Here is a 25134-nt window from a genome sequence, read left to right on the forward strand (position 1 = left end):
GGCTCGGCCATACCTACACTCCCGGAAAAGTGCTGAATACCCCCGGGCCAGCAACGCAGAACCGCCTTTCCCCATTCGTACTTTTGCAGTAGGTTATACCCACAACATTTTTCGCTTGGGGAAGGATTACCCGTCATGGGCATGCTGATTTTTTTGGGCGTTATCGTCGCCATCGTCGTTTACATCATCGCTATCTATAACCGTTTGATCGCACTCAAGAACCGCTTCAAGAACGGTTTTGCCCAGATCGATGTACAGCTGCAGCGCCGCCACGATCTAATCCCCAATCTGGTGGAAACGGCCAAGGCTTACATGAGCCATGAAAAAGAAACGCTCACTCAGGTGATCGAAGCTCGCAATCAAGCCGTGAGTGCCAAGCAGGCTGCAGCGGCACACCCCGATGATGCCAATGCCGTCGCCCAGCTGGGCAAGGCGGAATCCCTGCTTTCCGGTTCTCTGGCCAACTTTTTCGCCCTGAGCGAGAACTATCCGGATTTGAAAGCCAACGACACGATGTCCCAGCTAATGGAAGAGCTGACCAGCACCGAAAACCGGATTGGTTTTGCCCGTCAGGCATTCAATGATGCAGTGATGAACTACAACACCTACCGTGAACAGTTCCCACAGAACTTTATTGGCGGGCTGTTCGGCAGCTTCCAGGAAGCCCAGCTGCTGAAAATCGAAAATGAAGCCGCAAGGCAGGCCACCAAAGTCAGCTTTTAGGGTCGGCTGACCCATGGATTTTTTCCAGCATCAACAGAAAGCAAAGCGCCGTACCGGACTATTGGTGCTTTATTTTTGCCTTGCCATCCTTGCAGTGGTGGCCAGCGCCACTGCCGCTGTTGTACTAACGCTTGGTTTATCCGGTGTGCGGCCTTCTACCGAAGGCGGGCATATCCTGTTTAACCCGATCATTTACTGGACCGCCCTGCTCACCTTCGCCGTGATTGTGTTTGGCTGCCTGCTGAAAAGTTGGCAACTGCGCAAAGGCGGCACCGCCCTTGCAGAAATGCTCGGTGGCAGGCTGATCAACACCGGCACCAGCGACAAGGCGGAACGTCAGTTGCTGAATGTGGTGGAGGAAATGAGTATCGCCTCCGGCATCCCTGTCCCACAGGTTTATGTGATGGATCAGGAAAGCACCATTAACGCATTCGCCGCCGGCTTCCGCCCCTCAGAGGCGGTCATCGCTGTCACCCGCGGAGCCCTTGATCGTTTTTCCAGGGATGAACTGCAGGCAGTGATGGGACATGAGTTCAGCCATATTCTCAATGCGGATATCCGCATCAACTTGCGAATGGTGGCGGTACTGGCCGGCATTTTGGCAGTGGGTAAAATTGGCGAATATCTGCTGGATAGTTCCCGCCGATCTCATCGCTCCTACTCGTCGTCCCGCAGCAAAGGGAATGGACTACCCGTGCTCGGCCTCGCCCTCATTGTGATCGGCTATGTGGGGCTGTTCTTTGGCCGGTTGATCAAGGCCGCCATCAGCCGTCAGCGTGAATTGCTGGCCGACGCCTCTGCTGTGCAGTTCACCCGCAATCCGGCCGGGCTGGCCGGCGCGCTGATTCACATCCGCAACGACGGAGGCTCCTACCTTGCCTCCCCCCACGCGGAAGACATGAGCCACATGAGTTTTGCGCCCTCCATCCCCATGAAACTCAAACAGTTGCTGGCCACCCATCCATCGCTGGATGAGCGCCTGGAAGCACTGGGGCCGGACTGGGTTGCCCGGGCAAGAACCCGGGCCAGACAGTCGGCCCAAGCATCCCCGGCGCAACCAGCACCGCCAACCCCGGAAGGCGTGAGTGGCTTCGCTGCCAACGCCCCCGCCGTGGAAACCTACAGGCCTTCCCGGCAGGTCGGCACGGTGCAACTGGGCGACATGGATTATGCCCAGCAGCTACTGCAAACACTGCCCGATACAGTGAGAGAGCAAACACACACACCCGAAGGGGCCCGGCAAATGTTGTTCGCCCTGGTACTGGCTGGCAGCCACTACGACAGTGCCGCACAGCTTGCGCATTGTCAGCTGGACGATTCCGAAGCATTGCAATCACTCACGCGTGCGCTGGCCGAACTTGGACCGGAAACCCGGCTGCCTTTGATCGACATGGCACTACCCAGCCTGAAGAGCCTGCCGGCCGCTACTCGCCGGCAATTTCTGGATCAACTCAACGCCCTGTGCCACGCGGACAAACAATTCAGCCTGTTCGAGTGGACGTTACTTGCGCTGGCTCGCCAGCAGCTGGATGAAAAGGCAGGGCGAAACCGCCACACCCGCTTCCACCGCCTTGGCGCGGTAGCCCAGGAACTGCAGCAACTGTTCTCGGTATTAGTCTGGGCAGGCGGTGCCCCGCAATCAAAAGCCGAAGCGCTTTTCCGTCAGCATGCGGGAAGCCTGCTACCCGCAGGCCGCAGCTTGCTTCCCCTGAGTCACTGCAGTAGCGACAAGCTGTTTCAGGCCGTGGACCGGCTGGCCGACCTTTCACCACTCCTAAAGGGCCCTGTAATCGATTGTGCTGTCGATCTGGCCCTGGCCGATGGCAAGCTGAAAACCGCAGAGCGGGAGCTTTTGCGGGCTTTGGGCAGCCTGCTGGAATGCCCCCTTCCGCCGCTTTTTCACAACCGTTAGTCGCTGTTCCCTGCATGAACCCGCTTCAAAAGTAGGAGATCACTTACACTACTTTCAGCGTCAACCTCTAGGGGTGGCACGTTTGTACAATCACAATAATGCCAACTCTCACGTCAGGATCGATGAGAGAGATTGGCCTGCGTATTCCTCTGCCCCTCGGCAAAGAGGCATACTTGAGGCATAAAGAGGGTAGCAACACGGAGCAAGGGTGAGCAGCATGGAACTCAATAAAGCCAGTACCCGTAACGCTTGGGCTGCCGTGGATCATCTCACGCGTCAGGTGCGCAGTGGCGACCTGAACCCTGCCCTCGCCCAGTGGGTCAACCAGCAAGGGCTTGATCTGGACCACACGGTGTTCTCCAGCGTTTGCCTTTTTGATGAAGGCGTCTATACCGGCACACTGGTGGATGGTGATGGCCGGGTGTGGGAGTTTCTGGCCGATCTCAACGACCCGCAAGCCAGTGAGATGGACGATGTAACCAGTGAGCTGGGGCCAAAGTCTCCGGAACACCCCCGCGCCGACCCCTGCGACCTCATCACCATGTCGATCCTTTACCAGCGTGATGAGCAGGTGGCGGCGTAGGAGCCTGACGCCTTTTCGCGCCATTCATCTGCTCGCCATACTCCCCGTAGGAGCTCAGCTCGCCTTAGCAAGACAAGGGTTCCAGAAGCGAGTTTCGAGTACCGAGTTGCGAAAGGCAAAACCTCAAACCTCGCCCTTGGTTGTTGTCTTTTGGTTTTCGAAACTCGGTACTCGTAACTCGAAACTGATCACCCCCCATCCTTTCTGAACGGCAACAATGTCATCGCCTCCTCCCGATAACGATGTACCTGCGCCGCCTCTTCCCGACAAAAATCCGCGATGGCGTTCTGAAAAGCGGGTTCCCGCAGGTGATGCAGAGACCAGGTAATCACCGGCTCAAACCCGCGCAGAATCTTGTGCTCACCCTGCACCCCGGGATCAAACACCTGCAAACCGTTCTCTATGGCATGTTCAATGCCCTGGTAGTAACACAGCTCGAAATGAAGGCCGTCCACCTCCTCAAGACAACCCCAGTAGCGCCCATACAGCTGTTGCGAATCCTGGAAGTACAGCGCCGCCGCCAGCGGCTGCTCCCCCCGGTAGGCTAGTACCAACATGATTTGAGACGCCATGGTCTGTGCCAGTTGCAGAAAGAAGCCCTCATCAAGATAGGGGAACTGCCCCCGTTTCAGGTAAGTACTGGCATAGCACTGGTAGAAAATCCGCCATTGCTCACGGCGAATGGCTGAGCCGCTGATCCGTTCCACGTTGACACCCTGCTCCACCACCCGCTGCCGCTCCTTGCGCAGGTTCTTCCGTTTGCGGGATTGAAAACGGCCCAGGTAGTCATCAAAGTCGGCATAGTCGCGGTTAAACCAACGAAAATGGCACGCCTGCCTCGCCACCAGAGGCAGATCAGCCAGCGCCTCACGGCAATCCTGATCGGGGAACAGCAGGTGCCAACCGCTGGCACCCGTTTCAGCCATCTGCTGTCGAACCCCTTCCCACAACAGGGCGGGGTCTGGCGAGCCTCGCCATCGCGGCCCGGCCACTGGCGTAAAGGGGACCGCCGTCACCAGCTTCGGGTAGTACGCCAGACCATGGCGCTGATATGCCTCGGCCCAGCTGAAATCGAACACATACTCACCGCGGGACTGGTTACGCAGATACAACGGCATCCAGCCCTGTTCCAGCTCGAGATGTCGCGGCTGCCAGCCACGCTCGGCGACCACCGCCCCACTGTCTTCCAGAGCCGTCAGGTAGGGGATAGCGAGAAAGGGATAATCAGACAATGGCTCTCCACATGAGTTTCCGCACAGGCTTGGGTACAATGCGCGAGTTGCACGGTCGTACAGGGCGCTTTGCGGCTTGTTTTGCCTCTTTTAATGCCCTGATCGAGCAACCCCGCCTCTATCCCGGTGGGTTTTGTATCACGTTTAGTTAACTCTCAATATCTACAAGGTAACGTCAATTCCATGAATCTTTCTAAACCTTTGACCGCGTTTTATGCTGTTGCGGCGCTTTTGCTTGCCATTCCCGGTGCCTGGCTGCTGTTCGCGCCTGAAATGGCCATCGTCACCATTCACGAGAACCTGGCTTTTGTACAAATTTCCAATGTACACAGTCAGCAAACCGGCCTTGGCCTGCTGCTCGCTGCCGCCGTCAACCTGGTGTGTCTGCGCGACAGCGCCGAGCGCCTGCCTCTGCACGTGGCAGTATTCTTCTATTTGGCCGGTCTGGTGGCCAGCCACGGCAACCGCGTGTTCGGCGACCAATGGTGGATGTGGCTACCCGCGGCACTCTACCTGCTACCGCTGATCCCCTTCGGCAAGCTGATTCCCAGCAAACTGCCACTTCCGCTTCCTGGTGGTAATGGCCAGCAGCGCGGTGAAGTGAAGTGGTTCAACCCGAACAAGGGCTTTGGCTTCATCCTGACCGACAAGGGCGAAGAGCTGTTTGTTCACTTCAAGGCCGTGCAGAACGGTGGTCGCCGCAGCCTGCGCACCGGCACCAAGGTGCGATTCGATACTCGCATGTCTGATCGCGGCGAACAGGCGGATAACGTTTACATCGAACAATAAACGCATCTCGCAGCAGGCAACATGCTGCACCCGCGACATGTTGCCTGCCCTGTTGTCTGAACCGGAATAACAACAATGAAACTGGCAATCGCAGACTGGATCGTCCTGGCCGGCTATCTTTGTGTCGTGCTTGGCATCGGCATCTACTTTTCCCGCAAGAACACCAGCACCGAAGAATATTTCGTGGGCGGTCGCCGCTTTCGTGGCTGGGTAATCGGCCTGTCACTGGTGGGAACCTCCATCAGCTCCATCACTTTCCTTGCCTATCCGGCAGATGCCTTCAAGACAGACTGGCTCCGTTATCTGCCCAATCTGGCTTTGTTGCCTGCCATCCTGGTGGCAGCATTCGTATTCCTCCCCTTTTTCCGGCGCGGCAACATGACCAGCGCCTACGAATTTCTGGAAATGCGTTACGGCCCTTCCATCCGGGTCTACGGTGCAATCGCCTTTCTGGTTGCCCAACTGGTGCGCCTGGCCATGATCCTGTGGCTGTTGTCACTACTGATCCAGGAGGTCACCGGCGTAGCGCCCACCACCGCGATTATTCTTGGCGGCCTGTTTGTCGGCCTCTACACCGTTATTGGCGGAATCGATGCGGTAATCTGGACTGACGTCTTGCAGACCGTGATTTTGCTGCTGGGCGGTGTGGTCTGTTTGTGGGTCATTCTGGATGCCCTGCCCGGCGGGCTGAATCAGGTCTTCGAACTTGCTGGTACTGCAGGCAAGTTTGCCCTCGCCCCCTGGGAAAATGGTGCCCCCGGCGAGACCTCCTGGTCGTTCTCTCTTAGCGAGAAAACCGCCACCATGATGCTGTTGATCGGGCTGACCAATTGGCTTACCGAATACTCCAGCAACCAGAACACCGTGCAGCGTTATTGTGCATCGCAATCCACTCAGGAAGCCCGCCGTGGCTTGTGGGTGTACTTGTTTACTGCCCTGCCGATCTGGGCGTTCTACATGTTTCTGGGCACCGCCCTGTGGGTATTTTTTCAGGTCTATCCAGACGTACAGGCCAGCGCCATCCTGCAAGGGGACGCTCGGGCAGAAACCCTGATGCCGCATTTCATTACGGCTTATCTCCCTGCAGGTATTGCCGGGCTGGTGATCGCCGCCGCCCTGGCCGCCGCCATGAGCTCGCTGGATTCCAGCATCAACTCTGTGACAACGGTGAGCGTGGTGGACTTGTATCGTCGCCACCTCCGCCCGGGTGAGAGCGACCGGCATTATCTGCGCGTGGCCTGGGCTATTGCCGTAGTGGTAACCGTATTCATGATCGGCGGCGCGCTGTGGCTCAACAATGCCGAGACTAAAACCCTGCAGGATACTTCCACCATTCTGGTTTCCCTGCTCGGTGGCGGCATGCTGGGTCTGTATTTGCTGGGCTTCTTCAGCCAACGTGGCGATGCCAGAGCGGCCTGGTGCGGTATTGCCTGCACACTGGTTTTTACCAGCTGGACGGTGCTGACCAACAAGGGGCTGCTGCCGGATGCCGTCAGCGCCCCCTTTGATCTCTACTACACCGGTTTGATCGGTAATCTGCTGATGTTTGCGGTGGGTTATCTTGCCGCATCCTTGTGGCCGGCACCGTCTTCCGCTGACTGATCCGCAGCGCTCCGGGATTGCAGCAAGCGATCCCGGATCAACCAGCCTGCGGCCCAGAACACCAGCCAGGGATCGATCAGATAGTCCCACAGATTGTCCGTTGCCAGCAGATCCAGACGGAACGCAAATTGCGCGGCCACCAGAATCAGGCAGGAGGCATAGGCGCGCATCACCCAGGCCACCATGCCCACCAGCAACAATGCTGTGCTGAATGCAAAGTCACCATAGCCCAGCGCGTAGGGATCCTGGTACACGAAGCCCATGCTGCCGGGATAGAACCACAGCGCCAGCACCACCAGCAATACACAGGCTCCCCTGAGCTGGCTGACAGGCAACCAGTAGATGCCGGTAATCCGGTGCTTGATGGCCAATACCGCCAGCAGACCTGAGGTCACGCTGAAACTGGACAGATAGCTGAGCACCCAGGCTGCAGGCCCCCATGGATAGGGCAACAGTGACCAGATAAAGACCACCAGAGCCAATACGATACGGGCGCGCATTGGCATCAGCGCTGCCGAAATGCGTAACTGCACTGCCACCAGCACCAGTGCTGCAATAAATAGATCAATGGTCATTATTGGCAGCTCCTTCCGGCAGTGATTCCTTCACCTCATTCTCCCCCTGCGCTTTTAACCAGGCGTGGCGGATAGCGCTTTTATTCCAGGTATAAAGGATATGCAGGTCTCCGTTTCGGGCGCGTACCATGTAGGGATAGTCATACTGAAAGCGGCATCCCCGGCGCTTGTCACATTTATTGTGTATCACCCTTTCCAGTAACTGTTGCGGGTTCTCGACGGGGGAACCTTCGGTCATCTCTTCCTGAATCAATGCCCCGTAGTCATCAACGTCCAGAGTCTGGTCACGCCACTCAGCCCGGTCATGCAACACCCAGCGTGTCTGCCACTGTTCACCACCATCACGGGTTTCACGCACACACAGGTCGTCCCGCTCTTCCCGGTTGCAGTTCGCCACCACCAGCCAGTGCCCCGGTCCCATCGCCACGCCACCCAACGCTGCACTGGGGTTCTCCAGGGGGGAATAGCTCAACGCATCCCAGTGCCAACCACCGTCACGGCTGACGGACTGGAACAGGTAACCGTTGTTGGGTTCATTTTCATTGCGGAGAAACGCCACCGCACTTTGCGGGGAATCCACCAGTACCAAGGGCTGAATGGCTTTGCGACCATGCCCAATCCGAGCCCGGCCCAGCACCTGACTATTGGCATCCAGGCGCAGGATTTCGCCAAACTTGCCGATCATCTCGTGGTAGACAGGCAAGCCGATGGAGCCATCGCTGTAGCGCAGCGGCGGGGTCTTCACCAGGGTACTGATATTGAGCAGCGGAGAAGTAACCAGAGGCCGATCGAAACGCCAGCTGGCACCCTGATCAAAGGATTCCATGACCACCACGCGGCTGGCGGCCCAGCCGCCAAAGCTGACGGCCACCACGAACAAGCGCATACGCCCGTCATCATCCAGCACCGGAACCGCATTGCCCAGCTTGCGCACATGCCGCCCCCAGCCGTCACTGATCTGTTCGCGGGTAACCACTACGGCCTCGTCAGACCAGGTGCCTGCTGCCGGGTCAAATACGGCGCTGTGAATATTCACATCTGCAGCACCTTCACGGGTGCCAGCAAACCAGAAGGCCCGCAGTTGTCCGTCAGGCAGCTCAACCATGGCCGGCGCATGCACCAGTGGCGTATCCGCATCTGAGGCAAATTCGGTCAGCCAGTGATCATGTTCCGGTGCCGTACTCGGCGCAGGCACCTCCATATCAGGCACAGGTTCCCAGATATGCGCAGGTGATGCGGCAAAATAGCCAGCCACCAACGCAGCCCCCACCAACAAATGGAAAAAACGCTTCATTCTTGTCTACAACAATACGGTGTCTATTTGGAGCGCCTATTGTCCACGAATGGGCGCGTTAAACCAGACCGGGCGTTACCCATTTTCTACCTTGGGTCACCCATTTGAGACGCCCCCAGAGCTGATAGGTGGGTTCATAAAATTGCCTGCCGTTAACCCACAGGAACGGGGCCGACTATCTGAACCGGGAAACGGAGATCACAGAAAGTGATCACAATATGTTCACAGTGTGATGATTGGTGTCATAATGATCTCAGTTGATATGCCAAAAATAACATTAAGGACATCCCTCCCGACCATGGAACGCGTGTTGCGAATCGGGCTCGCATTGCTTTGCGTGCTGCTGCTATCCCCTGCCTTTGCTGACGAGAATGACACGGACTGGAAACTGGTCAGCGACCGTAATGAGATTCAGGTGTACATGAAGCATCGGGATGAATCCCGCCTGAAAACCTTTCGCGGTGTCACCAGATTTGAACTGAAAGATGAATTCGCCCTGGCCGCAGTGCTCAACGATTACGGCAGCTACCCCAAATGGCTGCATTTCGTCGACAGTGCAGAAGAGTTTGATCGTCGAGGCCCTCTGGATCGCAGCCTCCGGTTCACCACTCAACTGCCTTGGCCACTGGCTGACCGTGAAGCCGTTCTGCAAGCCGACGTGCAGCAGAAAGTGACGACGGAGGAGGAGTCAGTGATGATTGAACTGATTAACCAACCCGACGCCCTTCCGCCCAATAATGACTACATCCGCTTCCCGGAGATGTGGGGCAAGCTGGGTTTTAGACGCTTGGGGGATGATCAGGTCGAAATGACCTACGAACTGATTCTCGACCCCGGCGGCTATATTCCTGCCTGGATCGCCAATATTCTGCTGCGCGACGCCCCCTACTTCACTCTGGAGCGTTTACGCCGGATCATCCTTAAACCGGAATACCAGAATCAGTATTACGACTATCTGGATCTGCTCCGTGGCCCCGGCCGGCCTGACAGCACCACCAATATCGCTGGCCAGCCAAAATCATGAAAACGTAACAAAGTAAGTTTCCATCTGTCATTTTCGGCCAACCCTCCGCTACCATAGCTTCTTACTGGAAAATGGAGGGGGCCATTCATGTCCCGGTTGCTTTTCTTCATATATAGCTGGCTGGTCTTTGTGCCGCTGATGGCAATCACCACACTGGTGTGTGGCGTGATCTGTCTTGCCTTGGTGCCTTTCCTCCCCGCAGATCGTGTCGCTCGCTATACTGCCGTCCCCTGGGCCAGACTGTGCCTTCTGTATAGTGGCGTACGCGTGGACATCTACGGCCAGCATCACCTGCAACCCGAACAGAGCTACGTGATCGTGGCAAACCACCTGAGCCAGTTCGATATTTTTGTGCTGTATGGCTATCTGGGAATGGATTTTCGCTGGGTCATGAAGCATGAGCTGCGCAAGGTGCCGATCATTGGTATCTGCTGCGAGAAGCTCGGCCACATCTTTATCAATCGCTCAGACAGCCAGGCCGCCATTGCCAGCCTCAATGCCGCACGAGCCAGATTGAACAATGGCGCCAGCGTGGTGTTTTTCCCGGAGGGTACCCGCAGTCGAGACGGACAACTCAAGCCCTTCAAGAAAGGGGCCTTCAAGATGGCCCAGGAACTGCAGTTGCCCGTACTGCCCGTTACCCTCACCGGCACCTTCGATATCCTGCCTCCAGGTACCATTCGCCTGCAGCCGGGTCACCAGGCAACGCTGACTCTGCACGCCCCGCTTGCCGTGACAGGCCATGACGAAAGTGAACTGCTGAGCCTGATGGAGCGCAGTCATGCTGCTATTGCCTCACCACTGACAGAGCCCTGCCCCCAGGCCTTGGCCTGATCAGAATACCCTAGCGCCGGCAGACGCCGGCGTTACTGCCACCCCCACCCTCCCCCTGTCCGACAGGATTGGCCCATTCTGCAGTGACAAAGTGTCTACACTCCTTGCCAACCTGAATGAAATGCTCAGGAAAGCACGCTGACAGCTGCACCCGGCAAGGTGCTGCCACCTACCATCAGGGTGAATGTCTGGCAAGTCAGCGCCATTCCCGGGCATCCAGTTTGAAACACCTTTTACGCTGTCTCTTTCGGGAGAGGATCAAGGAGTCATCATGAAGAATTTCAAAGACAAAGTTGCTGTTATCACCGGTGCCGGCTCTGGCATCGGTCGTGCCCTGGCCAAGGAACTGGCAGCCTCCGGTGCCAAACTCGCCCTGTCTGATATCAATGAGGCTGGCCTGAAACAAACCGCCAAGGATCTGGGGCTGGCGGAAGACCGCCTGATGACTCGCGTACTGGATGTGGCTGATCGCCAGGCGTTCTACGATTTTGCTGACGATGTGGTCAATCATTTCGGCTACGCTAACCTGATCTTCAATAACGCCGGCGTGGCGCTGGGTGCCACCGTGGAAGACATGAACTACGACGATTTCGAGTGGTTGATGAACATCAACTTCTGGGGCGTGGTGTACGGCACCAAGGCATTCTTGCCTTACCTGAAGCAGGCCGGCGAAGGCCACATCATCAACATCTCCTCGATCTTCGGCCTGGTGGGTATCCCCACCCAATCCGCCTACAACGCCGCCAAATTCGCGGTGCGCGGCTTCACCGAATCTCTGCGTATCGAGCTGGAGATGGAAGGCAGCCCGGTATCCTGCACTTCCGTTCACCCAGGTGGCATCAAGACCAACATTGCCAAAGCAGCACGGATGACCGACGGTGTAGAGCGCATCACCGGTGCCAACAAGGAGAAATCCATTCAGGATTTCGAAAAACTGTTCCGCACCACCCCGGAAGAAGCCGCTAGCACCATCCTCAAGGGTGTGCGCGGTAACAAGCGCCGTGTACTGATCGGCTCCGATGCCGTCGCCGTCGACACCATGCAGCGCCTGCTTCCGACCAGCTACCAAAAGCTGATCGCCATGGGCCAGAAGTACATGAGCAAGTAACGGATGACCGGCGAGCGCCCCTTCTCACAGGCCTGTGAAAACAACAAAGGCCCAATTCTGGCGGTGTTGCAGCAACACTGCCAGGTCGGTGGGACGCTACTGGAAATCGGCGCAGGCACCGGGCAGCATGCTGCCTGGTTGTCAGCGCAGCTCCCTCACCTGAACTGGCAACCCTCCGATGTAGCTGACAATCTACCCGGCGTGCGCCAGTGGCTGCAGGAACCCGAAAGCCGTGCCCTGCCTCCCCTTGAACTGGACGTCAGCGGGCGCTGGCCTGATCAGCAATTCGACTACCTGTATACCGCCAACACCCTGCATATCATGTCCAGGGAAGAGGTTGTTAGGTTCATCACTGCGGGTTGTGAGCACCTGAAAGACAAGGGGTGTTTTGTGGTGTACGGCCCTTTCAAGGTGGCCGGCCACTTTACCAGCGGCTCCAACGCCCGTTTTGACGAGTGGCTGAAAGACATTGATCCGCAACGGGGAATCCGGGATCAGGAGTGGATCGAGGAGTTGTTTTCCCGCCAGCAGCGAAAACTGGTGGCTGAATACGATCTACCCGCCAACAACAAGGTATTGGTGTTCGGGTGATCTACGCCCGTTGCTGAACGCCGCAAGCAAACGCCCAATAACTGACTAGGCCCGCGCAGCCCTGCGTACCGCGTGCATCCTCGGTTTCAAAAACAGCACCCCGAACAGCATGGTCATCAAGGCATCGCGCCAGTGAAACACACCGTGCCGGCGTATCCAGAAGGCAAAGCCGACCAGTTCCAGCACATGCAAAATAGCAATGACTGCCCCGGCAATCAGCAGCATGCGATCAAATGGGGCCGGTAAATCCATGAAAATGGCTAACAGTACCCCCAGCCAAAACACTACAATGCATCCACGCAAGACGTTCATCGCTAAAGATCCTCTGACAGCGCTGGCTATTTTTTCTACAATGCGTGGTTATGGCGAGGATCCGGGCACCCGACACACAAAATATAACCCGGTGCCGCAGAACGCCATCTCTGCCGAAATGCAGACAAAGTACAACAACCACTCGCATTCAGACTGAGCGAATACATGCAAAAAGACAAGGCTAATGCCTGGACCCTGGATCAGTTCCAGGTGCCTGAAAAAGACGGCGAACGCCGCTTCCACGACTTTGATCTGGATCTGCGCCTGATGCGCGGCATCGCCGATCTTGGTTTCCAGTACTGCACCCCCATTCAGGCTGAGGTGCTGGAGCACACCCTGGCAGGCGCTGACGCCATTGGCCGGGCACAGACCGGCACCGGCAAGACCGCAGCCTTCCTGCTGACGGTCATCAATGACTTGCTGAAAAACCCGCTGGAGGTGCCCCGTTATGCCGGCGAGCCTCGCGCCCTGATCGTTGCGCCGACCCGTGAACTGGCGATGCAGATCGAGAAAGATGCCAAGGGGCTGACCAAGCACACCAATCTGCAGGTCATGAGTGTAGTGGGGGGAATGAACTTCAACCGCCAACAGGAACGCCTGCAGAGCCGCGAAATCGATATTCTGGTGGCAACACCGGGTCGTCTACTGGATTTTGCCAAGCGCCGCGACCTGTGGCTCGACCGGGTAGAATTCCTGGTATTGGATGAAGCTGACCGCATGCTGGACATGGGATTCATTCCCGACGTGAAACGCATCGTCAGCATGACCCCCCGTAGCAAACACCGGCAGACCTTGCTGTTCTCCGCCACCTTTAACGAAGACGTGATGAACCTGGCCCGCCGCTGGACTCAGGATGCTGAAGTGGTGGAAATCGAGCCTGCTCAGGTCACTACCGAACGGGTGGAGCAGAAGGTCTACATCACCAACACCGATGACAAATTCAAGCTGCTGTACAACCTGATCACCGGCATGAAGATGGACAAAGTCATTGTCTTTGCCAACCGTCGGGATATCACGCGCCGCATCAACGATCGTCTGCACAAGAAAGGCCTGAAGGTATCGATGATCTCCGGGGATGTACCGCAGAACCAACGGATGAAAACCCTGGAGCGTTTCCGCTCCGGGGATCTGCAGGTACTGATCGCCACCGACGTAGCCGGGCGAGGCATCCACATTGATGGCGTCTCCCATGTGGTGAATTACAACCTGCCGGAAGATCCGGAAGACTACGTCCACCGTATTGGCCGTACCGGCCGTGCTGGCGCCAGCGGCATGTCCATCAGCTTTGCCTGTGAAGATGACGCCTTCCTGCTTCCCGAGCTGGAAAATGCCATCAGCATGAAACTGGAATGCGAGTACCCGCCAGCCGATTTGCTGCAGGAAAAGGAAACCAGCAATGCCTGAGCGAATTAGTGCCCAGGAAGGCAAGGCTCGCTTTGATGCCGGTGAATCGCTGTTTGTGGACATTCGTGACCCGCACAGCTACGCCGCCGGCCACCTGCGAGACGCCGTACACCTTACCAACGCCAACGTTGACCAATTCCTTGCTGACACCGACAAGGGGTTGCCGCTGGTAGTCTACTGTTACCATGGCAACAGCAGCCAGGGCGCGGCGGACTGGCTGACGGAGCAAGGTTTTCAGGCCGTCAGCCTGGATGGCGGCTATGAGGTGTTCAAACAACAGTTCCCGGACACACTGGAAACGCCTGAGGCCTGAGACAAAGAAGGCCCGCCGGGAAAACCGGGCGGGCCTTTTTGCATCGGTAAAAAACACTTGCCAGAACCTGCTGTAGAAGGCTGCCAGCAAGCGATCCGGGCCCAAGCGAGGCAAGAATTCCAGAAGCGCGTCTCGAAGATCAAGATCCAAACCTATTTCCATGATCTATGGTTTTGCCTTTCGAAACTCGCTTCTCGCAACTCGAAACTCACTCCTCGCTCAGGCTAGCCCCTACAGCGGCTTCGCAGCCGGCGTCAGACCTCAAGCGTCCTGCGCCACTAGAACCGGTAACCCAGCCCCACCATATACACCCACGGATCAATCTCCACATCGATCTTGTCCACCCGGGCATCATTCACGTACAGCCTTGCTTCAGTATCAATATCAATGTTCCAGACACTGACATTGAAAAGCCAGTTGTCAGTGAGGTCGAAATCCGCCCCCACTTCCCAAGCAAAACCCAGGGAATTACTGAGTTTTACATCAGCGTCGGCACCACCCAGCAACGGGCTGACCACATCATCATCGATACTGTCATCAAAGAAGATCGTGTAGTTCAAACCCGCTCCGACATAAGCCCGCATGGGGCCCATTTGCGGCGCATAGTATTGAGCCAGTAGTGTTGGAGGCAGGTGACTGGTTTCACCGATGACAACGCCACCCCCGGTATCGAGCAAAATATCATGGGTAAACGGGGTGGCACCCACCAGCTCGACAGCAAAGGAATCATTCACCATATACGCGAATGTCAGTCCCAGCTGGGTGTCATCATCAACATCGACTTCCAGGCCTCCGACAGCAGGCAACGCCGGATTGAAGGCATCGCTGCTGGCATCTGGATCCACCTTGATTGCACCAGCTCGCACAATGAAATCACCCGCTTCGTGAGCCAACAATGGACTTCCCAGCAACATACCCGTTAGCAGTAGCGCCCCTTTAACTTGTCCTCGCAGTTGCATACAGATCCCCATGGATAACGCAATATACAGTCAATGACCAAGGCCCGATTACCGGGCAAGATGGTCAACACTCAAACTACGCCGCCATTGAACAATTTGACGCAACAACGAGCATTGCTCTGAATCAATAAAAACGAGGCTTGTCACCATGTCGTCTTCTGAACTGATTAGCGCCCTGCGCGATGCCCACAAGACCCACCTGACCCAACAATTGCAAAACCCTGATCACTGGCAAACGCTCATGTCGCAAGCCAGCGCCAGCCTGGGTGATACGCCGATTGGCAAACTGGTAGACAGCGAAAGCCTGAGCCAGGTAGTAGAACAGTGGGTAGTGGAGGCCAACAGTGCCCAGGGGCTGCAAGACGTCATCGTACAAACCACCGAAGCCGTACTGCAGGCAGCCGAGAACGATGACGCCACTGTCGGAGAGTTACTCAGCGAAGCACACTTCGAGGCGGTGCTGGAGAAGTCTCTGCAACTCAAGGCTCTGCGAGAGAAAGCGATTCACGCAGGCATGAATCATCCTCTTGTCAGCGAAATGGTCAGCGAGATGCTGTACACCGGCATCAAGAATTTCCTGCTGGAAGAAAACGCCTTGGCCAAACTGCCCGGCGTCAGCAGCATGATGAAGATCGGCCGCAAGAGCGTGGTCGGCAAGGCCATGGGAGGCATGGAGGAATCCATTCGCGGCTATTTGCAAAAGAATATTCGCGAAACCCTGAGGACCGGCGAGCAATGGCTCAACAAACAGCTGACTAACGAGCGTATCGAACAACTGGCCCGCGATGGTTATCGCCGCGTGGCACCGCTTAAACCCGCCGACTATCTTGCACAGATCCCGAATGGCACCGTCAAGGATCTGGTGGAGCAAGGTTGCCAGATTGGCGATGAAAGCGCCCGGCTCGATTACACCCGTCGTCTGATCAGTGTTGGCATCAAGGCAGCAGTGGATGCCCTGTGCGAAAAAACGCTGGCGGACATCCTTTCAGGCATGCAGATCAGCGAAGATAAAATTCGTGAATTCACCGCCCCCGCCCTCGCCAAAGGCGCATCCATATTGGTTGAACAAGGCGTACTGGAACCGTTTATTACCTGGTCGCTGGATGATTTTTACGAGTCGGAAGCGTGCAAAAAAGCGTTGGAGTCAGTTAACAGTTAATAGTGAACAGTTAACAGCGACGCGAACCAGCATTGCTGTGATCTGAAAACAAAAAGGCCGCGCCCAAAGTTTGGGCGCGGCCTCTTTCGTTGGAAAAAAGATAAAGACTACCGCGAATGTTTCGCTGTTAACTGTTCACTATTAACTGTTAACTAGAGGAACGACTCCGCATATTCCGCCAGCAACGAACGCGGCACCCCATTGAGCTGCACCGACCCGCCATGGACAAAGCGCTTGAAGCGTTCAGTCATGTAGGTCAGTCCGGAGCTGGTGGGGGATAGATACGGGGTGTCGATCTGAGCCAGATTACCGAGACAGACCACTTTCGATCCTTCCCCGGCCCGGGTAATGATCGCCTTCATCTGATGGGGAGTCAGGTTCTGGCTTTCATCAATAAGGATCAGGGATTTCTGAAAGCTGCGGCCACGGATGTAGTTCATGGCCTTGAACTGGATATTGGCTCGCTCTTTCACATATTGAATACTGCCCGAAGGATTCTCGTCGTTCAGGTGCAGCGCCTCGATATTGTCATTGATCGCCCCCAGCCAAGGATCCATCTTCTCTTCTTCCGTGCCCGGCAAGAAGCCGTGATCTTCTGCCAGCGGCGGAGTGGAGCGGGTGGCAATAATCTTGTTGAAGCGTTTCTGCTCCACTGTCATTTCGATGGCCGCAGCCAGCGCCAGAATGGTTTTGCCGGAACCGGCGGCTCCGGTGAGATTAACCAGATGCACATCCGGGTCCAACAGCAACTGCAAGGCAATAGCCTGCTGAATGTTCATGGGTTTCAACCCCCATGCCTCCTGCTCCAGCATACTGTCAGCCTTGTAATGTTTGAGCGTAACAACACCATTCTCGATGTGCATGACACGGCCAACGAAGCCCTGCTCATCAATGATGTACTGGTTGGGGTAAACCTCCTCGCCAAGAATTTCACTGACCAGCAAACCGTGGGACAGGTAATGCAGGGTATCGGCTCCGTCCTGTTCAGTCTCTACTTGCGTCACCTGATCCCAAAAGGAACCTGGCACTTCGAAATAGCCCCGGGTCAGCTGCTTGATGTCCGTGACCAGCTGATCGTTATGGTAGTCCTCTGATTCGATACCACAGGCCCGCGCCTTGAGGCGCATATTGATGTCCTTTGTGACCAGGATGAAGCGCTCATCAGGAGCCTGAGCCTTCATGCCGAATACATCATTGATAATACGATTGTCGTTGAGATGGTCGGGCAATGGCGCCTTCACATCGTCCAGGGACGACATCAGCACGGTAAGGGTGCCCTGGGTTGAGTTATCTGGCCCACGGGGGATGGGGATACCTGCTTCAACTTGCTCAGGGGAGGCATGACCCAATACCTTGTCGATCTGCCGAATGGCTGCCCGGCAGTCTGCCGCCGTATGTGACTTGCCGCTTTTCAGCTTGTCCAGCTCTTCCAGCACCGTCATGGGGATCACCACGCGGTGTTCTTCAAAGTTCAATAAGGAGTTAGGGTCGTGGATCAGGACGTTGGTATCGATGACGTAGGTTTTTTTCTGTTCTAGTTCGATGGTGCTGTCGTTCTGGCTGGCGCTCGCGTAGTGGTTAGTGGAAAGGCTGTGAAGTCTGGCCGCGCGCTCTTCCATGCGTATCCCCTGTGCCGTTAGACGGTACGGTTGCGTTGGTTTGGCGGCATTAAGGCGAGCGTCGGGTCTGAAATTGCGAGAGTGACGCGTGCCCCCTGCCGCCCTGGTTTTAAGCCTTTTGGCGGTTCAGTTGCATTTAGCTGTTACAGCTTTTGATCGCGATCACTCCCGCTTTGGCGGGATTGGAATTACCATACCCCAGTTTTTTTAAATCGATCAATAGGAACCTCCGAAAAGTTTTTGCTGACCGATTCAGGACGCCATTCAGTCGTCCCTCTCGCTCCGCTACACTGGAACTTCCAAAAGGCAACCTGTATTCCGCTCATGTCACTTGAACATCCCCAGGTAATGATGCCCCCGCCCGCCCTCTATCTTGGCGGACTGCTCATGGGCTATGGGCTTGACCGCGCCATCCACTTTCCAGCGATTCGCTTCACTGGCGATGTCTGGCTAATGCTGGCGCTCGCTGTCATTGGCGCACTGCTGGTGCTCTCGGCTGTGGTGCAGCTGCGCATGGCCAAAACAACAGTCATGCCCCACCGTGCTGCCAGCACACTGCTTACCAGCGGGGTATTCACGCTCAGCCGTAATCCCATCTATCTGGGCTTTACCTGTTTGGCAGCCGCCATGGCACTGAGCCAACACAGTGCAGGCATGCTGCTGATGCTGGCCCCCGTCGTCTGGGTCATTCATTCCCATGTGATTGCAGCGGAAGAAGCCTTTCATTCCGAAAAATTTGGCGAGGCGTGGCAGGATTACTGTCGCAGAACCCGGCGCTGGCTTTGAGCTGCTCGCAACCTTTCCCGCGCTTCAGCCATTGGGCCTGCCCCAGCTTGCCATTCAGCAATCGCATGTGCCGGGAGCCAAAATGACCCGGCACCAGGGTGCTGGACCGGGTATCCCGGGGTAGCCACCCCAGTCGGCGATACAACTCTGCCACCAGTTCGGAACAGAACCACCCTCGCTGGTCCGGTTTTCGCTGGTAGGCCGTCAGCACATCAATGGCATTGCATAACAGATAATTTTTGTAGGGGCGATGCATCAGCCGTCTGAGCAGGCGCTGCAGCAGCTTCTCCTGGGAATCGGACAGATCCGGACCATGTCGCCGCCGTAATACCACCGAGCCAGGATAATCCTTCAGCTTGGTCGACAACGACACCAACGACACACCCGCCACCGGCTTCCCCAGTCGCACGTCGACCGATTCACCCAAGGTGGTCGATTCCAGCACCAGAGGTTCCCGACTCTCCGGCAGGAACACCACCATACCGATATGGCTCCAGGGGCTTCGGGTAAACACCCGAATTACCTCGCTGGTAAAACCACGCCCGGAGAACAACAGGATATCGCCGGTTCGCAAGGTAAACGCAGAATCCAGAGTGAGTGTCATCGCAGACGTTCCTGGTATCTGATCAATCCCGTTATCGCCACGCTAGGCCTGGAGGATGACAGCGCGCTGACAGGTTGGTGAAAAGCGGGTTGCAGGTTCGGGCATGGATACCTCCTGCGTTGTATGCGGCTGCACTTCCGACCGGTGACGTCACATTTCTGTTACTTGCGTGCGGTAATCTGCCTGACACTTTCCGCCCTGCCCTCCCCCCACCTATGGAAGATCGCCTCTACCTGCTGCAACGCCACCTCCCGGAGCTCCTCCATCTGGAATCACTCATCCGTGAAGGCGAGCGGTACCTGCGAGTAGAGACGGTGCACCAGGTTCCCATGGGCGAACTGTCCTTGCCGGTCAAGGTCATCGAGATGGGCTCAACCTCTCCGAGGGTGCCGGTGATTGGTTTCTTTGGTGGCGTGCACGGCGTGGAACGTATCGGGAGTCAGGTCCTGATGTCCTGGCTGCACAGCCTGATACATCGCCTGCAGTGGGATGACCAGCTACATCGCAGGCTGGAGCAGGTCCGCCTGGTCTTCATGCCCATGATCAATCCCGGCGGCATCTGGCAACGTACCCGCAGCAACCCCAATGGGGTAGATCTCATGCGCAATGCGCCCATCGATGCCATGGGGAAGGTGCCGTTTCTGGTCGGTGGCCATCGTATCAGCCGCCACCTGCCTTGGTACCGGGGCAAAAGCGGCGCGCCAATGGAACCCGAAGCCCAGGCGATGATTCGGGTGGTTCAGGAGAAGCTGTTCCCGGCTCCCTTTTCCATGAGTATCGATTGCCACAGTGGCTTTGGCCGACGGGACCGGATCTGGTGCTGCTATGCACGCAGTCATCGTCCCATCCCGCATATCGGTGAGGTATTTCGACTCAAACAGATATTCGAAACCACCTATCCCCACCACCACCCTTATCTGATCGAGCCCCAATCCGTGAATTACACTACCCATGGTGACCTGTGGGATTACCTCTACGACGATGCTCAGGAAAAAATCCCTGAGCATACTTTTCTCCCCTTCACTCTCGAGATGGGGTCGTGGCTGTGGGTCCGCAAGAACCCAAGACAGATGCTGGACTTCTTCGGCTACTTCAATCCGGTCATCTCCCACCGTCACCATCGGGTGCTTCGCCAGCACCTTCCCCTTTTCGAATTTCTCACCGGCATGACCGCCAACGCAGGCAACTGGCTTCCCAGCGCCAACCAGCGCGCAGCATTGACCCGTGAGGCTATCCAGTTCTGGTTTCCGCCGCAGGTCTGACCGCTCTGGCGCCGCTTTTGCATTAGGTTAAGCTTTGCGGCACGGGTTGGGTCTGACCCACCACTGCCTTACACTTGGACCAACTTTGAAAACGGGAACCTCCTATGAAACGCCTTGCTTTCATCACTTGCGCCATGGCGCTCGCTGGCTGCCAGCATTTCAGCTATCAGCCGCCCTATGGTGATGACATTGCCGACATCACATTCAGCAGCAACAACACCCCAGCCCAACCTTCCATCTGTGTTCCCGGTGAAGGTTTTCAGGCCACAGAGTACTCCATCGCGCAGAAACCCATTGGGGGCGATGCCATGAACGATCTGCTGGAGACCATGAAGAAAAGTGTCGAGGTCAGCACCACGCTGAAGGCGTCAAGCCAGGCCCGTATAGGCGTGAGCTACAACCAGCAAAGCGGTGCAGGCATGTCCCGTGACCGCTGCAAGATTGCCCTGCAGTTTGAAGCCGTGGCTGGCGAGCATTATCAAGCCAAGTTTGACTACAGCCACTCCCAATGCGGGCTCTCCTTGACTGACAGCAACGGTAAGAGCGCCGATGCAGTGCAAGTTGACTGGGAATGCCCATAATCAACGCTCTCGATCGGTGCACAGCACCATAGCGGTGCACCGATTCTGATATTGCCAAAGGATGACGGCGCTCATCCTCCCCCACCAGAAACCCAACTCATTGTTTTATTTATAATTATAAAAACTGGCACACTCTCTGCATTATCTCTTGCGAGCCTGATAGGCGGTGCGCCACCAGCGCACATTGAACAAATTAGACTTGTTAAGAGGGTTGCACATGAAAAACGTATTTGGTCTGAAGAAAACCGTCATTGCTTCAGCTGTTGCCGCAGCAAGCGTTATGGCTCCGGCCATCGCTGCTGCAGAAGTCAGCGGCAGCCTGGGCATTGCCAGCATGTACCTGTGGCGTGGTCAGGACGTATCCGCTGGTACTGCCAACGTTTCCGGCAGCCTGGATTTCACCACTGAAGCGGGCTTCTATGCGGGCACCTGGGTTTCTTCTGCAGGTACTCCTGTTGCATTTACTGGCGAGGGTGACATCGACCTGGTCGAAGAAACTGCGAGCGTTTCCGGTTTTGGCACCACCTCTACCGAGACTGATTTTTACGCAGGTTTCGGCGGCGAAGCTGGCGGCCTGAGCTATGACATCTCCTACTGGACCTATGTCTACCCTGAAGCCGACGTGGGCGCAGGTGAGCTGGCAGAACTGATTGCCAGCGTAGGCATGGCCGGCTTCACCGTTACCGGTTACATCAGCGCTAATGACCTGAGCGACTCTGACGAAGAGAACTTCGGGGATGACGTGTACCTGACTCTGGGCTACGAGTACGAGAACTTTGGTGTCACCGCCGGTACCTTCATGTTCGATGCCGACGATCAGGACTACACCCACGTTGACCTGAGCTACTCTCCGGTTGAGAACCTGACCTTCACTGTTTCCAAAGTTGTTGACAGCGATAACGACTTCGACGATCAGGATCCGCTGTTCGTAGTAGGTTACTCTTTCGATATCTAAGTCTCTGAATATCGAAGGCACGACAGGGCAGCCTCGGCTGCCCACAGTTTCAACGCCGCGGGGCTCTCCCTGGTCCTCGCAAACACGCAAGCAACCCCGCGGCGTCTTTTTATTTTCTTCCGCTACAAACCTTCCCAAAGCTTTACTGCTCAGTCTCAAAATACACCACCAGTGCGTCGTGGTCTGACACCGGCGACACGCCGTCGGAACCGTACAACGCTCGATAACGGCCCGCATGCCCTCGACTGACTGACACCCTTTGCACTCGCTGCTTCAGGCCAGGGGAAATCCAGATGTGATCGATCGCCTGTGGACGGCAGCGATACCGGTAGCTGTAGCGTTCGGCAGACGGGATCCACTCCCAGAGATTGAATAGCCCAGCCGAAGCAAAGCGGTGGTAGCTGTCAGAAAACGCGCCTGTTCCCCAACTCGAATTAAAGTCCCCAGCCACAATGACGGGCTCAGTCTGTGACTGTACCCACATTGCCAACCGCTCAGCCTGTTTCGCGCGCTTCTCCAACACGCGCGGGGCCTGCAGATCCCGTGCACTACGTAAATGCACCACCACCAACTGCGCACTCACGGGTGCCGTAAGCGATACGCGCAATGGCGGGCGCGAGTACAGGGCATGCTCCTGAAAAGCGTCATCGGCAAACAAGCCTTCCACCGAACCCACCTGGATTGGCCGCCGATACAGCAACCCCACATCCATCCCGGAAGGATCATTTCCTTCCAGCAGGACAGCCCGGTAATACCAGCCACGTTTTGCCAGCCGGACGACCAATGCCTCCAGTAGCTCACGATTTTCCACCTCCTGCACCGCCAGAAGATGGGGCGCTTTCAATGACTGCACCACCGTGTCCGCAATCGCCTCAAGACGACGCTCCAGCAACGCAGAGGAAATCGGGTCATCGAGCTTGCTATCACGGACGGTATCCCGAAGCCGCCACAGGTTAAGCGAGCCCAGGGTCCATTGGTCGGCGACCGGGGATTCCACCGCTCTGGGCGCAGCAAGATCCCTGCAGTCGCCGTGCGCTACCGACACGCAAGTCAGGATAAAAAAGAAAAGGGTGCGTTTCATGCACCCAGTCTAGGGCGCCTCCGGGCGTTGCAACAGTGGTGAATGGCCTACAGCCCGGTAGGAGACTCGCCCAAAGCCATCACGCCTTCGATCATGCATCCGGCCCCCAATACAAAAAAGCCCGCACAAGTGCGGGCTTTTTTTCAGGAGTGAATCTCAGGGGCGAAACACCAGCCGCAGGCCGGCAGGCACGCGGGACTCCTCCACATACCCGATGAAACCGGGATCACTCCCCACCAACATTCCCAGTTCACGCTCACTGGAAACTTCACGAGGCGGCATACCACGACCGGTAAAGATCATCCGGGCCCAGTAACTTTTCATCTGCTCTGCAGACTTGCCAGTGACTTGCTGATAGAACGCATCGCGAGAAGCGCTGCCGTTCGGCAGGTCGAGCGGCTTTACGGATATCCCGGAAACCCGGCGCAGCTGGCCATTGAAAATCTGGCGTACCTGGTTCTGTGAGAGTGAGTCAATCGCACTTTCCTGACTAACCACCACCACGGGACCCGCAACTACCAGGGAGCTGAAAAGTGTTCCTGCCATGATCAGGAAACTGGCTAATAATCCTTTTTTCACCTTTCTTCCCCCTTAAAAAACCAGATCGACAGACAGGCGAACGACAGTGGGATTGTCCTCTTTCAGAGGCGTACCATCTGTCACGAAGAAGCCAGTAGTCGTCACCTCTTCATCTGCGAAATCGTAGTAATAGCTGTACTCCCCTTTGAGGGCGACCGATTCCGTCAGCGAGTAACGTAAACCAGCAGTCCAGCTCTTCTGTCTTTCGGCAAGAAAGTCATTCAGCTGCTGCGGCAATTCATCATCCAGCGCCTTGGGATAAATCGCAGACCAAGTGACCAAAGGCATCCATTTACCAAGATACTTCCCCACGCTCACGTAGCCACTTTCACTGGTGGGATACCAGTTACTGAAGCTCACTCGCGCCATTTCACTTGAGAAAAACCAGCTGCCATCGTCATATTGCAGACCTACTCCAGCGAAGTAGGTATAAACATCATCGATACTCAGAGTAGGAGGAGTACCCACCGCCGCAAGATCATCCTGAGGCACACTCAGAGCCGCCCCAGAGTACGCAGCCCGGAATGTCCAGTCGCTCCAGCGACTGGTCAGATTGACGCCGCTGATATCATCCGCCTGAAACTGGGCGTTCCCTGCCCGGGCACCAGCATCAACGGTACTGGAGCCCCAGAAACCAGAGACACGGTGGTACACCGGCCCGGTGGCAAAGGACCAAGCAAGTTCCATACCTTCCATGGTTTTGACCGGGGCCAGCAGGTACACCTCTGCCGGAGGGGTTACCCACGGGTAGGCGTAACCTACATCCACGTACTGGGAATGCATATAGAAGGGGGCCACAATGCGGCCAGCCTTGGCGCTGACAGTGTCCGTCAGGGCGTAATCCAGATATGCCCACTGGATTTCCGCATCGAAATCTTCTTCACCCGATGCAAACAGCTGTACCACGGCCTGCGCTTTGTCATTGATTTTGGCGTTGAACTGCACGCCAGCGCGGGTAAGAGAATCATGGCTCCATTTATCGCCAGAGCCGTCAATATAGGTGGCATCGCCAGTTTCGGTCGGCGCATCAGCAATGCTCATCCCGGCAGACAGGAACCCATTGATGGTGATCCGCTCTTCCTCATCCAGTGCCCCTTCCAGCTGTTGTTGTTCCAGCTGTTCGAGTCGCTGCTCATATGCCTTGAGCCGCTGCTCAACGTCGCTATCCGGCGTTTCAGCCCAGACTGGTCCGGTCACCAGGCCAAACATCAGCGCGGCAGAAAATGCTCTCTTCATAATCACCCCATCGATAT

The 25134-nt window shown here is 56.4% G+C and carries 26 protein-coding genes; 16 read left to right on the forward strand and 10 right to left on the reverse strand.

The window, feature by feature from the left end:
- The first annotated feature begins 135 nt into the window (after window positions 1-135).
- The 3 genes from Y5S_RS03600 to Y5S_RS03610 all read left to right on the forward strand — a co-directional run bounded on the left by Y5S_RS03600 (window position 136) and on the right by Y5S_RS03610 (window position 3218).
- A complete protein-coding gene (locus Y5S_RS03600) occupies window positions 136-723 on the forward strand; it encodes a LemA family protein (protein ID WP_035230447.1) in 588 nt (195 codons plus the stop codon).
- Between the two features lie 13 nt (window positions 724-736).
- A complete protein-coding gene (locus Y5S_RS03605) occupies window positions 737-2635 on the forward strand; it encodes a M48 family metallopeptidase (protein WP_035230449.1) in 1899 nt (632 codons plus the stop codon).
- A 217-nt stretch (window positions 2636-2852) separates the two neighbouring features.
- A complete protein-coding gene (locus Y5S_RS03610; protein ID WP_035230641.1) occupies window positions 2853-3218 on the forward strand; it encodes a hypothetical protein in 366 nt (121 codons plus the stop codon).
- Window positions 3219-3406: 188 nt separating this feature from the next.
- Here Y5S_RS03610 and Y5S_RS03615 read toward each other — a convergent pair whose 3' ends face one another.
- Window positions 3407-4450 (reverse strand): GNAT family N-acetyltransferase, encoded by a 1044-nt coding sequence (locus Y5S_RS03615; protein ID WP_035230451.1) that lies wholly within the window; start codon window positions 4448-4450, stop codon window positions 3407-3409.
- Between the two features lie 183 nt (window positions 4451-4633).
- Here Y5S_RS03615 and Y5S_RS20075 point away from each other — a divergent pair, with 183 nt between their 5' ends.
- Together Y5S_RS20075 and Y5S_RS03625 are read left to right on the forward strand one after the other, a co-directional pair.
- Complete coding sequence (locus Y5S_RS20075; protein ID WP_081939648.1) at window positions 4634-5239, forward strand: cold shock domain-containing protein; 606 nt, start codon at window positions 4634-4636, stop codon at window positions 5237-5239.
- A gap of 75 nt (window positions 5240-5314) precedes the next feature.
- The gene (locus Y5S_RS03625; RefSeq protein WP_035230453.1) at window positions 5315-6841 is read left to right on the forward strand and encodes a sodium:solute symporter; all 1527 of its coding nucleotides are present in this window, start codon (window positions 5315-5317) and stop codon (window positions 6839-6841) included.
- Here Y5S_RS03625 and Y5S_RS03630 read toward each other — a convergent pair.
- The gene (locus Y5S_RS03630) at window positions 6796-7416 is read right to left on the reverse strand and encodes a hypothetical protein (protein WP_035230455.1); all 621 of its coding nucleotides are present in this window, start codon (window positions 7414-7416) and stop codon (window positions 6796-6798) included. The two genes, Y5S_RS03625 and Y5S_RS03630, sit on opposite strands and share 46 nt — an antisense overlap.
- Complete coding sequence (locus Y5S_RS03635; protein WP_081939649.1) at window positions 7406-8710, reverse strand: sialidase family protein; 1305 nt, start codon at window positions 8708-8710, stop codon at window positions 7406-7408. The genes Y5S_RS03630 and Y5S_RS03635 overlap by 11 nt, the downstream gene beginning before the upstream one ends.
- 298 nt (window positions 8711-9008) lie before the next feature.
- On the opposite strand from Y5S_RS03635, the gene Y5S_RS03640 reads away from it, so the two are divergent.
- From Y5S_RS03640 to Y5S_RS03655, 4 genes are all read left to right on the forward strand, one after another.
- Window positions 9009-9734 (forward strand): START domain-containing protein, encoded by a 726-nt coding sequence (locus Y5S_RS03640; RefSeq protein ID WP_052041371.1) that lies wholly within the window; start codon window positions 9009-9011, stop codon window positions 9732-9734.
- Window positions 9735-9821: 87 nt separating this feature from the next.
- The gene (locus Y5S_RS03645) at window positions 9822-10568 is read left to right on the forward strand and encodes a lysophospholipid acyltransferase family protein (protein ID WP_035230457.1); all 747 of its coding nucleotides are present in this window, start codon (window positions 9822-9824) and stop codon (window positions 10566-10568) included.
- 271 nt (window positions 10569-10839) lie between these two features.
- Window positions 10840-11676, forward strand: coding sequence for an SDR family NAD(P)-dependent oxidoreductase (locus tag Y5S_RS03650; protein WP_035230458.1), 837 nt, complete (start codon window positions 10840-10842; stop codon window positions 11674-11676).
- Between the two features lie 3 nt (window positions 11677-11679).
- Entirely contained in the window at window positions 11680-12267 is a 588-nt protein-coding gene (locus tag Y5S_RS03655; protein ID WP_035230460.1) for a DUF938 domain-containing protein, read from the forward strand.
- Between the two features lie 45 nt (window positions 12268-12312).
- On the opposite strand, the gene Y5S_RS03660 is transcribed toward Y5S_RS03655, so the two are convergent.
- The gene (locus Y5S_RS03660; protein WP_035230462.1) at window positions 12313-12579 is read right to left on the reverse strand and encodes a DUF1145 domain-containing protein; all 267 of its coding nucleotides are present in this window, start codon (window positions 12577-12579) and stop codon (window positions 12313-12315) included.
- A 165-nt stretch (window positions 12580-12744) separates the two neighbouring features.
- Between Y5S_RS03660 and rhlB the strand changes: the two genes are divergently transcribed.
- Both rhlB and glpE read left to right on the forward strand, forming a co-directional pair.
- Complete coding sequence (rhlB, locus tag Y5S_RS03665; RefSeq protein ID WP_035230463.1) at window positions 12745-13983, forward strand: ATP-dependent RNA helicase RhlB; 1239 nt, start codon at window positions 12745-12747, stop codon at window positions 13981-13983.
- Window positions 13976-14296, forward strand: coding sequence for a thiosulfate sulfurtransferase GlpE (gene glpE, locus Y5S_RS03670; protein ID WP_035230465.1), 321 nt, complete (start codon window positions 13976-13978; stop codon window positions 14294-14296). The genes rhlB and glpE overlap by 8 nt, the downstream gene beginning before the upstream one ends.
- Window positions 14297-14574: 278 nt before the next feature.
- Here the strand turns inward: glpE and Y5S_RS03675 are convergent, their stop codons facing one another.
- Window positions 14575-15255 carry an OmpW/AlkL family protein gene (locus Y5S_RS03675; protein WP_035230467.1) on the reverse strand — a complete coding sequence of 227 codons (681 nt, stop codon included), beginning with the start codon at window positions 15253-15255 and terminating at the stop codon, window positions 14575-14577.
- Window positions 15256-15403: 148 nt separating this feature from the next.
- Here Y5S_RS03675 and Y5S_RS03680 point away from each other — a divergent pair, with 148 nt between their 5' ends.
- Window positions 15404-16414, forward strand: a complete 1011-nt coding sequence (locus Y5S_RS03680; RefSeq protein ID WP_035230470.1) for a hypothetical protein — start codon at window positions 15404-15406, stop codon at window positions 16412-16414.
- Window positions 16415-16566: 152 nt separating this feature from the next.
- On the opposite strand, the gene Y5S_RS03685 is transcribed toward Y5S_RS03680, so the two are convergent.
- Window positions 16567-18033, reverse strand: coding sequence for a PhoH family protein (locus Y5S_RS03685; protein WP_081939650.1), 1467 nt, complete (start codon window positions 18031-18033; stop codon window positions 16567-16569).
- A gap of 324 nt (window positions 18034-18357) precedes the next feature.
- Here Y5S_RS03685 and Y5S_RS03690 point away from each other — a divergent pair, with 324 nt between their 5' ends.
- Complete coding sequence (locus tag Y5S_RS03690; protein WP_035230472.1) at window positions 18358-18819, forward strand: methyltransferase family protein; 462 nt, start codon at window positions 18358-18360, stop codon at window positions 18817-18819.
- Here Y5S_RS03690 and Y5S_RS03695 read toward each other — a convergent pair.
- Window positions 18719-19423 carry a C40 family peptidase gene (locus tag Y5S_RS03695; protein ID WP_035230474.1) on the reverse strand — a complete coding sequence of 235 codons (705 nt, stop codon included), beginning with the start codon at window positions 19421-19423 and terminating at the stop codon, window positions 18719-18721. The two genes, Y5S_RS03690 and Y5S_RS03695, sit on opposite strands and share 101 nt — an antisense overlap.
- A gap of 215 nt (window positions 19424-19638) precedes the next feature.
- On the opposite strand from Y5S_RS03695, the gene Y5S_RS03700 reads away from it, so the two are divergent.
- From Y5S_RS03700 to Y5S_RS03710, 3 genes are all read left to right on the forward strand, one after another.
- Entirely contained in the window at window positions 19639-20685 is a 1047-nt protein-coding gene (locus Y5S_RS03700; protein WP_052041372.1) for a M14 family zinc carboxypeptidase, read from the forward strand.
- Window positions 20686-20789: 104 nt separating this feature from the next.
- Window positions 20790-21266: a hypothetical protein gene (locus Y5S_RS03705; protein WP_035230477.1), complete on the forward strand. Its 477-nt coding sequence runs from the start codon at window positions 20790-20792 to the stop codon at window positions 21264-21266.
- A gap of 217 nt (window positions 21267-21483) precedes the next feature.
- Window positions 21484-22221, forward strand: coding sequence for a TorF family putative porin (locus tag Y5S_RS03710; protein ID WP_035230478.1), 738 nt, complete (start codon window positions 21484-21486; stop codon window positions 22219-22221).
- Between the two features lie 142 nt (window positions 22222-22363).
- Here Y5S_RS03710 and Y5S_RS03715 read toward each other — a convergent pair whose 3' ends face one another.
- The 3 genes from Y5S_RS03715 to Y5S_RS03725 form a co-directional block, all read right to left on the reverse strand.
- Window positions 22364-23302 carry an endonuclease/exonuclease/phosphatase family protein gene (locus tag Y5S_RS03715; protein ID WP_035230481.1) on the reverse strand — a complete coding sequence of 313 codons (939 nt, stop codon included), beginning with the start codon at window positions 23300-23302 and terminating at the stop codon, window positions 22364-22366.
- A 156-nt stretch (window positions 23303-23458) separates the two neighbouring features.
- Window positions 23459-23881, reverse strand: a complete 423-nt coding sequence (locus Y5S_RS03720) for a type 2 periplasmic-binding domain-containing protein (RefSeq protein ID WP_231552616.1) — start codon at window positions 23879-23881, stop codon at window positions 23459-23461.
- 12 nt (window positions 23882-23893) lie between these two features.
- A complete protein-coding gene (locus tag Y5S_RS03725) occupies window positions 23894-25117 on the reverse strand; it encodes a hypothetical protein (RefSeq protein WP_035230486.1) in 1224 nt (407 codons plus the stop codon).
- Between the last annotated feature and the right edge of the window lie 17 nt (window positions 25118-25134).

Origin of the sequence: Alcanivorax nanhaiticus (genome assembly GCF_000756665.1) — a bacterium.
GTDB classification, from domain to species: Bacteria; Pseudomonadota; Gammaproteobacteria; order Pseudomonadales; family Alcanivoracaceae; genus Alcanivorax; species Alcanivorax nanhaiticus.